The 12654-nt window shown below is 44.6% G+C and carries 9 protein-coding genes and 1 riboswitch; of the genes, 5 read left to right on the top strand and 4 right to left on the bottom strand.

All coding sequences use genetic code 11. From position 1 onward, the window contains the following. Positions 1–60: 60 nt before the first annotated feature. Positions 61–1287: a glucose-1-phosphate adenylyltransferase gene (locus EL84_RS23855; protein ID WP_047843371.1), complete on the bottom strand. Its 1227-nt coding sequence runs from the start codon at positions 1285–1287 to the stop codon at positions 61–63. 193 nt (positions 1288–1480) lie between these two features. On the opposite strand from EL84_RS23855, the gene glgB reads away from it, so the two are divergent. Together glgB and glgA are read left to right on the top strand one after the other, a co-directional pair. After that, positions 1481–3487 (top strand): 1,4-alpha-glucan branching protein GlgB, encoded by a 2007-nt coding sequence (gene glgB / locus EL84_RS23850; RefSeq protein ID WP_047843370.1) that lies wholly within the window; start codon positions 1481–1483, stop codon positions 3485–3487. Continuing rightward, entirely contained in the window at positions 3484–4926 is a 1443-nt protein-coding gene (gene glgA / locus EL84_RS23845; protein WP_047843369.1) for a glycogen synthase GlgA, read from the top strand. Before glgB ends, glgA begins: the two co-directional genes overlap by 4 nt. Before the next feature lie 147 nt (positions 4927–5073). On the opposite strand, the gene EL84_RS23840 is transcribed toward glgA, so the two are convergent. Both EL84_RS23840 and EL84_RS23835 read right to left on the bottom strand, forming a co-directional pair. After that, positions 5074–6840 carry an alpha-glycosidase gene (locus EL84_RS23840; RefSeq protein ID WP_047843368.1) on the bottom strand — a complete coding sequence of 589 codons (1767 nt, stop codon included), beginning with the start codon at positions 6838–6840 and terminating at the stop codon, positions 5074–5076. Between the two features lie 238 nt (positions 6841–7078). Further along, positions 7079–8254, bottom strand: coding sequence for a M20 family metallopeptidase (locus tag EL84_RS23835; protein ID WP_047843367.1), 1176 nt, complete (start codon positions 8252–8254; stop codon positions 7079–7081). A 183-nt stretch (positions 8255–8437) separates the two neighbouring features. Here EL84_RS23835 and EL84_RS23830 point away from each other — a divergent pair, with 183 nt between their 5' ends. The 3 genes from EL84_RS23830 to EL84_RS23820 all read left to right on the top strand — a co-directional run bounded on the left by EL84_RS23830 (position 8438) and on the right by EL84_RS23820 (position 11706). Further along, positions 8438–9901 carry an ABC transporter substrate-binding protein/permease gene (locus EL84_RS23830; protein WP_081746001.1) on the top strand — a complete coding sequence of 488 codons (1464 nt, stop codon included), beginning with the start codon at positions 8438–8440 and terminating at the stop codon, positions 9899–9901. Further along, on the top strand, positions 9888–10610 hold the full coding sequence (locus EL84_RS23825; protein WP_017688094.1) for an amino acid ABC transporter ATP-binding protein: 723 nt from the start codon (positions 9888–9890) through the stop codon (positions 10608–10610). Before EL84_RS23830 ends, EL84_RS23825 begins: the two co-directional genes overlap by 14 nt. 224 nt (positions 10611–10834) lie before the next feature. After that, positions 10835–11029, top strand: a riboswitch (cyclic di-AMP (ydaO/yuaA leader). Between the two features lie 2 nt (positions 11030–11031). Next, positions 11032–11706, top strand: a complete 675-nt coding sequence (locus EL84_RS23820; RefSeq protein WP_047843366.1) for a 3D domain-containing protein — start codon at positions 11032–11034, stop codon at positions 11704–11706. Between the two features lie 107 nt (positions 11707–11813). Here the strand turns inward: EL84_RS23820 and EL84_RS23815 are convergent, their stop codons facing one another. After that, complete coding sequence (locus EL84_RS23815; RefSeq protein ID WP_047844382.1) at positions 11814–12605, bottom strand: polysaccharide deacetylase family protein; 792 nt, start codon at positions 12603–12605, stop codon at positions 11814–11816. Positions 12606–12654 lie beyond the last annotated feature (49 nt).

Here is a 12654-nt window from a genome sequence, read left to right as displayed (position 1 = left end):
TCAACACCAAAAAAAGGCGAGCCATCGGAGGCTCGCCTTTTTCATATTATATTTGCTTAATTATGAAGAAAGTTCACCAGCACGCAGGCGCCCACTTTTCTCATATACTTCTTTCAACATACGAACAGGTTGCGTACGGACAGCCGGTTTGGCAGAGACGATCTCGTTAGGTCCAACGACCACAATTTCATCTGCTGTACCTTTAACGATTGCACCGTCCTTGATTATTGCACCTTCACCGATGATGGCGCGTTCGATGTGAACCCCACGGCCTATGCGTGCGTTAGGCATAACAACACTGTCTTTAACCTCAGAGCCTTTACCCACTTCTGCACCGCAGAAGATAACGGAACGTTCTGAACGACCTTCGATTGCACAAGAGTCGTGAATCATGGAAGTAACATGTTCGATCTTTGTATGTCTTGCTTTGTAAGCACTTGGTTTGGAGCGCCAGTCGCGAGTAAACATCGGCCAGTTTTCTTTTTGCAGACTCCAGTCTTCCTCATTGTGTAACAGATCCATATGTGCATCCCAAAGGCTCTTAACCGTACCTACGTCTTTCCAATACCCATTAAAGTTATAGACAAAGAGGGGATTGTTTTCGTTCAACATCTGAGGAATAACATCCTTACCGAAGTCATGGCTGGACTCAGGGTTAGCGGCATCTTCCATGAGATGGCGCTTCAGGTACTCCCATTTGAACATGTAGATGCCCATTGAAGCCAGATTACTTTTTGGTTCAGCCGGTTTCTCGGCAAACTCGGTTACACGCAAATCCGCATCGGCAGCCATGATCCCAAAGCGATGTGCTTCATCCCATGGAACTTCCATAACTGAAATCGTTGCTGCGGCATTATTGGCTTGATGAGCCTCCAACATATCACGATAATTCATATGATAAATATGGTCACCCGACAAAATTAGAACATTTTCGGGGTTTTGTTGGTCAATATAGTCGATATTTTTATAAATAGCATCCGCCGTTCCCAAGTATTCGTCATTTCCTGTATGATAAGATGGAAGCAAGGAGATTCCTGCCTCACTTGAGTTGCCATGTCCCCATGGTTCTCCTCCACCGATGTGATCGTGTAAAGATTCCGCTTGGTACTGCGTCAATACTCCTACAGTATCGATCCCTGAGTTTACGCAGTTACTGAGAGGAAAATCGATGATCCGGTAGTGCCCGCCAAACGGTACAGCGGGTTTTGCGATACTCGAGGTTAAAGGGGCTAATCGCTTCCCTTCTCCTCCCGCCAACAGCATAGCGATGCAATCTTTATTAAACATAATCGTTTCCCTCCCAAAATATTGTGCATTGTAGTACATCATTAACGCAAAGTAGAGCAGATGAAACGATTGTTACTGTAAAAATTCTGAAAATGAACAACATTTTCTAATTCACCGCATTTTTCTTTTCAACTTGGCTAGAATGGGGTAATGGTTACTGTTATATCTATTTTCTTGAGAAGAAGGTGATCTCTTGGCCATTCAACCGTTAGCACACCCGGACATATTGCCGGAGCATATTTATTTATTTCATGAAGGTAACCTTCATCACAGTTATCGAATGTTGGGCGCGCAGCCTGAGAGTTGCGATGGCCTTCGGGGGTATCGCTTTACCGTGTGGGCACCAAATGCCGTAGAAGTAGGACTGGCTCTGGACCGCAATGAATGGAAAGGCGAAAAGGAACCTTTATATAAGATACCCGAATCAGGATTTTGGAGTCGTTTTTTTCCGGAAATCAGCGAAGGAACTTTATACAAGTTCCGTATATTAACGGAAGATGGAACAGAATTGCTCAAAGCGGACCCATATGCGTTTCAAGCAGAGGTTCGACCTCAGACAGCCTCTGTCACCAGTTCAATCGAAGGGTACAAATGGAATGATGGAGCCTGGAGACGCAAACAACGTGCCATGTATAACAAACCTCTACATATTTACGAAATGCACATGGGAACCTGGAAGCGTAAAGAAGACGGAAGCCTCTATAGTTATCGCGAGATGGCTGATTTGCTTGTTCCTTACTTATTAGAAATGAAATATACACATGTTGAAATGATGCCCCTCAGTGAGCATCCATATGACCTTTCGTGGGGCTACCAAAACACAGGGTTTTATGCGCCAACCAGTCGTTATGGGCATCCAAAAGATCTGATGTATCTAGTGGATACACTACATCAGGCCGGGATTGGCGTATTGCTGGATTGGGTACCTGCACATTTTGCCAAAGACGCTCATGGGTTGCGTATGTTTGATGGTACGCCTTTGTATGAGTATGCAGATCCGATGTTAGCAGAGAAGCCGGGCTGGGGCACACTTAGCTTTGACTACTCGAAACCTGAGATTCGTTCATTTCTAATCTCCAATGCATTATATTGGATGGAGATGTATCATTTTGACGGACTCCGTGTTGATGCGGTTACGAGTATGCTACGGCTTGATTTTGAGAAGCAGCCAGGACAATATCGTACCAATGATGAAGGTGGTCTGGAGAACAAGGAAGCTGTAGCCTTTTTGCAGCAGCTGAATGAGACGGTGTTCAAGTATTTCCCTTATGCATTGATGATGGCTGAAGAATCCAGTGCATGGCCAATGGTGACTTTACCTGTAGATGAAGGTGGTCTGGGTTTTAACTACAAATGGAACATGGGCTGGATGAACGATACGCTTGATTACATGGAATCTGATTTTCATGAGCGTCCTTCCAAACATCATTTGCTGACTTTCCCGGTCGTATACTCCTTTGCTGAAAATTATGTGCTACCTCTGTCACATGACGAGGTTGTTCATGGCAAAAAGTCGCTCCTCGACAAGATGCCAGGAATCTATGAGCAGAAATTTGCCGGCATGCGTGCTTTTCTGGGCTATTTTATGACTTTCCCAGGGAAAAAGCTGTTGTTTATGGGTGGAGACTTTGGCCAGTTCATCGAATGGAAAGATGAGGATCAACTGGATTGGTTCTTGCTGGATTATGACAGTCACCGCAATTTGCATAAGTTTGAGCGTGAGCTGTCTAACCTGTACTTGAGTGAAAAAGCTTTGTGGGAGCTTGATCATTCCCTAGACGGTTATGAATGGATCACTCCGGATGATCAGGACCAGAGTGTCATTTCATACGTACGCAAAGGAAAAAAACCTGCGGATACACTCCTTGTGCTTATTAACTTTCAGCCGGTCAAGCGGGAGCGTTACCGGATTGGTGTCATGCGTCCCGGTATGTATACCGAAGTTCTGAACAGTGACCATTCCGTGTACGGCGGTTCAGGCATTACTAATGATATGCAACTGCCTACCGAAAAGATTCCTTTTCATGGGCATCCGCATAGTCTCGAATTGGTATTACCTCCGCTTAGCATCGTGATTCTAAAAAAGAACACACGTCGGAAAACGGATGAATCACCTGCGAGTATAACTTCCGTCAGTTCAAAAACGAAGAATAAAAAGGAAAGCAACACGCTCAAACCGAAGAGGAGGACAAAGGCATGAATATTCTATTTGCTGCTGCTGAAGTACATCCATTTATCAAAACAGGAGGCCTTGCTGACGTAATCGGTGCTCTCCCGTTTGCATTGAAGAAGAGCGGGGCAGATGTGCGGGTGATTATGCCTAAGTACAAGGGGATTCCCGATGAGTATAAAGACGCGTTACAGCCCGTAATTACAACGGATGTGCCTCTTGGCTGGCGCAGGCCCTATTGTGGAATAGAAATGCTGGTTCATGATGGGATTCCAGTCTATTTTGTGGATAATGAGTATTATTTTGGGCGTGATGGAGTGTACGGTTATATGGATGATGGCGAGCGTTTCGCCTTCTTCAACCGTGCAGTTCTCGAAGTGTTGCCACAGATTGAGTTCAAGCCTGACGTGTTGCATAGTCATGACTGGCATGCAGGAATGATTCCTTTGGTGCTTGAAGCACACTACAGACACGATCCATTCTACAGTGATATTCGTACGGTATTCACCATACATAACTTGTTGTATCAAGGGGTATTCCCGCATCAGTTATTCAGTGATATCCTTGAGCTGGACGATCAATATTTCACCGTGGATGGAGCCGAGTATTACGGTAATGTCAACTTCCTGAAGGCTGGAATTGTCTACGCTGACCATGTAACAACCGTTAGTCCAACTTACGCACAGGAAGTGAAAACATCTTATTACGGATACGGTCTGGACGGACTGCTTAGTTCACTTGGAGATCGATTCAGCGGGATTGTAAATGGCATTGATACCAAGAGCTACAACCCGGCTACAGACACCAAGATCCCGGTGAAATACAGAACAAGTCTGTCCAAGAAAACGGAAAACAAAATTGAGCTGCAAAAGGAACTTGGACTTCCTGTTCGTCCTGATGTACCTCTTATGGTCATGGTCACAAGGCTTGTGGATTCCAAAGGACTTGACTTGGTCTGCCGTATCCTGGATGAATTGTTGTATTATGATGATATTCAATTCGCTGTACTTGGAACAGGGGAGCAGTCCTATGAACACTGGTTCCGTGAAGCCGCGAATCGTTATCCACTTAAAATGTCTGCACAGATCAAGTTCAACGACGGATTATCCCGTCGGTTTTATGCAGGCAGTGATATCTTCTTGATGCCGTCCAGATTCGAACCGTGTGGTATTAGTCAGTTACTGGCTCTGCGGTACGGTAGTGTGCCTCTCGTAAGGGAAACAGGCGGTCTGAACGATACTGTGCAGGCATATAACGAGTTTACTGGAGAAGGTAATGGTTTCTCATTCACAAGCTTTAACGCTCATGACATGATGAGTACCATTCGGCGTGCTGAGGAGATCTACAAACAGCCAGAACACTGGAAGAAAATTGTGAAAAATGCAATGGGCGGAGAATACAGCTGGAATGTCTCAGCTGAAGAATATATGGATATTTATCGTCGGATCACACTTGACCCTGTAAACTGATGCAATCCTGAATAAGTCGCAGCATATCCATGCTGTGGCTTTTTTTAATCAAATAAACAAAACACTTCCAAAGTTCAGAATGAAGTATCATCTGAGACGGTGGAAGTGTTTTTCTTTTCTTTTATATGACTGTTTAGAATTTAAATCTCAGTTGTGTTGGATAGTTGCCGGATCAAGCTGTCTGTACAAAATGCGGTACCCATAGGGGTCAAGCTTAATATTCATCATTCCATCGGTTGGAAACACAGGCTCTTCAGTTAATGCGTCTTTCCAGTCTTTTGTTTCCATAGGATGAGAAAGCGTTCGATCTTGAGGTGTATTGTTCATCCATACGGTAAAGTGAAGGTTGTCATCCACACGCTCGTACACGATACAGGGATCATTGTGATCAGCCTTGAGGAATCGGAAGCGTCCTTTGCGCAGGGCTTCATTACTTTTGCGTAAATCAATCATCAGACGATAGAAATCATACAATTCTCTGTCTTGCTTGGCCGGGTCCCATTCCATGCATTTTCGACAATCCGGGTCAGCATCACCACTAATCCCAACTTCGTCGCCGTAGAAGATACAAGGTGTACCGATATAGGTGAAAAGAAATACAACCGACAATTTTAATCGTCGTTTGTCTTCTCCTAACCGGGTGAGCAGTCGTGGGGTATCGTGGCTGCACAGCATATTAAAGATCACTTCGTTGGTTTGTTGCGGATAGCGCATAATCAGTGAACCCATCTCGTTGGCAAAGTTATAACCGTCCATTGAACCACAGAAGAACTGAAGCACTTTGTCGGCAAATGGATAATTCATGACGGAATCGAATTGATCTCCCATGAGCCAGGTTAAGGAATCGCTCCATACTTCACCAACAATGTAGGCGTCAGGATTCGCTGCCTTAACAACTTTGCGAAAATCACGCCAGAAATGGTTGTCCACCTCATTTGCTACATCCAGACGCCACCCATCCAGCTTAATTTCCTTGATCCAGTACTCAGCTACATCAAGTAGATATGCCTTAACCTCAGGGTTGGCTGTATTGAACTTGGGCATGTTGCCATAGAACCCAAATGTATCATAGGTCGGTATACCATCCTTGATCTGAAGCGGATATTCATTGATGTGGAACCAATCGGCATACTTAGAGTTTTTTCCATTCTGGAGAACGTCTTGAAAAGGAGGGAAGTCTTCGCTGCAATGGTTAAACACCGCGTCAAGCATGACACGTATGCCCAGGCGATGACATTCTTCTGTCAATTGTTTGAGCAGGGCATTATCACCGAAATGAGGGTCGACTTTTTTATAATCAATCGTGTCGTATTTGTGGTAGGAATTGGCCTGGAATAACGGGGTAAAGTAAATGGCGTTCACGCCAAGTTCAGTTAAGTCATACAGATGATCCAGCACACCTTGCAGATCTCCACCAAAATAATTGTCCAACTCAGGCTTGCCACCCCAGTCATGCGTTTCTTTTGGATTCAGCTTGGGATCTCCATTAGCAAACCGTTCCGTCATGATCTGATAAAAGACAGCTTCTTTGGCCCACTCGGGCACCTTAAACACATCTATTCCATGTATATACGAGAACTCATAATATCCTCCAGTTGGATAGGGGGTCTCATAATGAATTCCATTATCCGCTAGAAAAACATCTTCTGAACCGGCAGTTATCCGAAATATATAGGTGAGACGTTTGAATTGTGGCTTGACGGCAGCCTCCCAATAATCAAACATATTGTCTGAAGCAGCCTTCTCCAATTGAATTTCCTTGTACGTTCCATTCCAATCGTACTTATCTCCGGTCAGTGCAGTCACGTATTGCACATCATTACGTTTGGTTCGTACGCGCAGATGTATGGTAGACGAATTATAAGCATAAGCCCATTTGTCACGAGGAACATGATACATGGCTTCGAGCAGCATGACAGCACCTCCTGAATATAGGATAAGTTATAGTTATAATTAACCAAGTTAGCCAGCAAACGAATCACATTTACTGTAATAAAATGTATTATTTTCATCGTTTTCAAAGGTTTCTTTCACAGCATTTCCAGCTTTGTGCTGAATATACTTACAGCTAATTTAGAAAAAGGGTGCCCTGAACAGCTTGGAATTTCAAGATTGTTCTGGGCACCCCTATATAACATGATAAAAGCAAATTTTAGCGAATAGCTTGCTCAAACTCCGTGCGGATGGTTTGAAGCAGCTCTGGCTGGCTCAGTACGTCATAGGCTGTTGTTGCAAGTGCCTTTGCTCCCAGAATCATGCCATCCAGCGCACGCTCCTGTAGTGCAAGGTCACGGAAGGCTATGGAGTGCAGTGTATGCACCTCGTCTACAACACGAATGTAGGGATGGATTGCAGGACATTTCAGGGAAACGTTACCGATGTCCATAGAGCCGTGATCATTACCACTCACAATCTCTTCTTGCGGGATACCAAGTTCCATCAGATTTTGACTAAACGCAGCTGAGAATGCTTCATTGGTAACCATCTCGTCATAGGATGTTTCATAGTTGGATGTCACGAGCTTGCAACCTGTCTGGAGAGCAGAACCTTCAGCGATCTGAATCACACGTTCTGTGAGGATATTCAGTTCTTTACGAGTTGCTGCCCGTACATAAAATTGGGCAGAAGCATAGTCAGGAATGATATTTGCTGCCTGACCTCCGTTGTTGATCACACCATGAATCCGAACGGTGCTTTTCACTTGTTGCCGGAATGCATTGATTCCGTTGAACGTTTGAATGACGGCATCAAGAGCATTAATGCCTTCGTGCGGACTTGCAGCAGCATGTGAAGATCGGCCATGGAATTCAAATTGCACAGCATCAATAGCCAGCGAGCTGCCTGACTTTTCGTAGGCATAATATGGATGCGCCATGAGAGCGACGTCACAGTCATCGAACAAACCTGCTTCAGCCATCGGAACTTTGGCACCACGTGTCTCTTCAGCGGGGGTACCAAACACTTTAATGGTTCCACCTACTTCATCCAGAATAGATTTTAGCCCAACAGCGGCCCCAAGACTCATCATACAGATCAGATGGTGACCACAAGCGTGACCGATCTCCGGCAAGGCGTCATATTCGCACAATAAAGCAATGGTAGGGCCGGGTTTGGCGGCTGAATAGGTTCCGATAAAGGCTGTCTCCAGACCGAGGATTGGAGCCTCTACAGTGAAACCGTGGAAGAGCAGTTCTTCTTTCAAACGGGCAGAAGCGAGATACTCTTCATTTCCCAGTTCGGGGTTGGCACCGATATATGATGAAATGGCTTTAAAACGGGAAGCATATTGATCAATAACCGTCAGAATTTGTGATTTGTTAGCTGTCATTAGTAAACTCCTTATGCAAAAATGAAAATAATTCATTGATTATATCATGTTTGCTTTATTTTTTCAGAAACAAGTCAAGATTTGTATTGTCAAAATGCATTGCATAATCATGCATTGTACTTTATAATGACTCAGTCATCAACATGAGAAGCATACAAAGTATTGTAAGGGGAGAGAAAAAGGTTGAAATTAATAAGTCGTTACACCATGATGCTGTTGACCTTTGTTATTCTGCTGACGACTGCCGTTCCTGTGGCACTTGCAAGTGGAACTACAGATAATTCAAGCAGTAAAAAGCTGGTGCTCGGTACAAGTGCCGATTTTGCACCATATGAATTCCATAAAGTGATTAATGGCAAAGATGAAATCGTCGGCTTCGATATTGAGATTGCCAAAGAGATTGCCAAAGATCTTGGCGCTGAGCTTGTGATTGAGGATATGGGCTTCGACGGTCTTCTGCCTTCATTGCAGAGCGGGCGTGTTGATCTGGTGATTTCAGGTATGACGCCGACGGATGAGCGGAAGAAAAGTATCGATTTTTCCGACACCTATTATAAGTCAAAACAAGTGATTATGGTTCGCAATGTGGATAAAGACAAATATCCAACCATGGCAGAACTTGAAAATGCGAAGATTGGCGTTCAGAAAGGCTCCATTCAGGAAACGATCGGACAGAGTATTCCAGGAGCGAAGCTTACTGCGCTGGATAAAATCTCGGATATCGTGCTTCAATTGCAAACAAAACGCATTGACGCGGCAATCGTTGAAGATACCGTTGCTGCAGGTTATCTGGACGATATCATTGGACTTGCTGCTGCTGTTCCGGACGAAGAGCAAGCAGAAGCAGCAATCGGGATTCGTAAAGGGAATACCGAGCTGCTAGCTGCAGTAAATGGAACACTGGAGCGACTGAAAAGCGAAGATAAAATCAATCAGATGGTGACGGACGCCAGCCTTTTGATGGCGGATAAAGCGAATAAATCACAAAATATTTTCCAAGTATTCTGGGAGTACAAAAGTTTCTATGCTACAGGTGTAGGATACACACTTCTGTTGTCTGCACTTGGGGTTATCTTCGGGGTAATTATTGGATTGATCATCTGTTTGTTCCGTTTGCATGACGCTGCAATCTTGCGCTGGATCGGTACTGCTTACGTTGAAGTGATCCGTGGCACACCGATGTTGGTACAATTGATGATTATTTACTATGGTTTTTCCCTGAGCTTTGGCATTAACTTCACTGCACTTCAGGCAGGTATCATCACGCTTTCCATTAATAGTGGTGCGTATCTGGCGGAGATTTTCCGTGCAGGTATCCAAGGTGTGGATCGTGGTCAGTTGGAAGCAGCTCGCTCCCTCGGAATGGGCAGAGGCGCCGCGATGCGTTATATCATATTGCCACAGGCATTCAAAGCTGTATTACCGGCGATCGGTAATGAATTCATAACTATCATCAAAGAATCCTCCATTATCTCCGTTATCGGTATGGTGGACATTATGTATCAGGCAAGTGTGGTCAAAAACATTACGTACCAAGGCTTGAGTCCATTTTTGATTGCAGCAGCCATCTACTTTGTAATGACGTTCATTTTGTCCAAGCTGCTGGGACGACTGGAAAGGAAGTTGAGTGCAAGTGATAGACGTTAGACAATTACACAAATCTTATGGTAATAACGATGTGCTTAAGGGCATTAACGTGACGATTGGCAAAGGTGAGGTTGTTGTAGTCATCGGCCCTTCCGGTTCAGGTAAAAGTACTTTCTTACGTTGTCTGAACCTGTTGGAACAGCCTACCTCGGGTGAGATTGATTTTGAAGGCGTGTCAATCACCGATCCGAAGCACAACATTAATGCAACTCGGGAAAAAATGGGCATGGTGTTCCAGCACTTCAACCTGTTCCCACACAAAACGGTACAGCAAAACATCACGATTGCTCCGATTAAAGTGAAGAAACAATCGACTCAGGAAGCGGAAAAAATTGCTGCTGATTTGCTTAACACCGTGGGCTTGTACGATAAAAAAGATACATTCCCGAATCAGCTGTCTGGTGGACAGAAACAGCGGATCGCCATTGCTAGAGCATTGGCCATGCAGCCGCATGTGATGCTGTTTGACGAGCCTACGTCGGCACTGGACCCTGAGATGGTCGGTGAAGTGCTGGATGTCATGAAACGTCTTGCAGAAGGCGGAATGACGATGGTCATCGTAACACATGAGATGGGTTTTGCACGTGAAGTGGGAGACCGAATCCTGTTCATGGATGGCGGGGTTATTGTGGAAGAGGGAACACCTGATGAGGTTTTTGGAGCTCCAAAAAATTCACGTACACGTGATTTTCTTGCCAAAGTACTCTAAATGTTAAATGGTTGATCAAATAGCGTTACTGACTTCGAGTCGGTAATGCTATTTTTTTATGGATAATAATCACGTGTGGATTCGGAAAAGTAACTTTTCTGTTACCAAATATAAAGAAGTCGGTTCGCCAACTTTTCTGAATTATCCAGTATTCTTACAGTTGATGACATGCTAAAAACCATTTGGTAAGAATTACTACAAGTTCAGGTTACAAAATTGTGATATATTGATCTCTGCCGAAACTTCCGGACAGGGAGTGCGGGGGATGTAACGATGCAGATTGTGCAGGGGGAAGATCTACAGCACACTGCTTGGGGTGAATTGGGTACATAACGTTTCAAATGTAACGAATAACCTATAGGGTGGGCTCCTCATCCGAATCCGACAACTAACTTCGCAGGCACAATGAGGGAGGAAGACCATGATTAACAAGAAACGTATAGCCAAAACAGCAATAGCATTAATGACAACAGCAATGCTCATTCAAGCCGTTCCGGCTCACGCCGATTCAGTTCATGTGGCCAAAGAAGGGGATACCTTCTACACCTTATCAAAACAATATGGAGTAGCACTCAACACGTTGGTTAAAGCAAACAACGACATTTCGGCTTACAACATTTATGGTGGTTTGAAAATTACGATTCCCGGTAAGGCAAACAATGTAGCAGCCGCTGCGGCAACGGAGAGCAAGACCCAAGCGAAGACTGTTACTACAGCGAGCTTGGACGTTAACGCAGATAACAAAGTGGTTCAAGCCTGGGGTAAGACATTCGATTACAGCAAAGCCGTTAACGTGAAAGCAACGGCATACTCTGCAGATCCGTCTGAAAATGGAGGATGGGGTGCAGTCGATTATTTCGGAAATGACCTTGAACTGGGCACGATTGCAGTTGATCCAAGTGTAATTCCACTTGGAACTAAAGTACTGGTAACTGGTCACAGCCATCCAGGATTGCCAAAACAAGCTTTTGTAGCCACAGCACGTGATGTGGGCGGTGCAATCAAGGGTCACCGGATTGATATCTTTATCCCGGGTAGCAAACAGTCTGTAAGCTCATTTGGTTTTCAGGATATCGAGCTGTACATTCTGAAGTAGAGAGAAAATAACATTTAAAATGAATTCAAACAGGGTGTCTGCCAGTCGCTAATTCGCGATTGAACAGCACCCTTTTAATATTCTCATTATTTGTTATCACGGTCGTCCTAATCTTTGGCCTTTGGCAATCCCAACATTTCGTCCAAGGTGACCAGTTCATATCCCCGATTACGTAGTTCCTCAACAATTTCAGGCAAAGCCTCAATCGTGCCGTTCAGGTTTGACCCTACACCGCCTCCAGCATGTTGCAGAACGATGGAGCCAGGTTTCACGGCAGACAGGATGTTATCTTTCACCTGTTCCTTTGAAAGGCCTTTCCAGTCCAGGGAGTCTACGTTCCAGTTCACAATGCTATAGTGTTGTTTGGCAGCCCATCTCAGCTGTTCTTCATTAATGTCTCCATAAGGCGGCCGAATCATCTTGGGCGTATATCCTGCCAAACGTCGAATAATATCCCCGGTATGTAAAATTTGTTTGCGAAAGGCATTCATCGACAGCTTACTGAATTCAGGATGATTGTAGCTGTGATTACCAACCATATGCCCTTCCTTAACGATGCGTTTCACCAGATCCGGATGTTTCTCAGCACGACTACCCACGATAAAGAATGTAGCTCTGACATTGTATTTCTTCAATACATCCAGCACTTGTGGAGTAAATCGTGGATCAGGTACATCATCAAAAGTCAGTGCAACCTTCTTGGTTGAAGGACCATTGGTTTTGAACGTATCGGCATATTTTTGACGTAATTGTCCCAATGTCAGTTGTTCTTCTTCCGCAGAATCCGAACCTGATACTGATTCACTTGGCGGGCTTGAAACATCCCGCGATGAAACTGGAGCATGATATCCTCCGAGAAAAATAACGATAACCATCAGCATAATGAGGCGTACGCGCATAATATCGGCCTCCTTTTCCAAAATGACGTTCTCCTTGGTATGCCCGGGG

Source organism: Paenibacillus sp. VT-400 (assembly GCF_001029205.1).
Lineage (GTDB): Bacteria > Bacillota > Bacilli > Paenibacillales > Paenibacillaceae > Paenibacillus > Paenibacillus amylolyticus.
The sequence above is the reverse complement of the archived record's forward strand: the minus strand, read 5'-3'. Positions and strand labels throughout refer to the sequence as shown.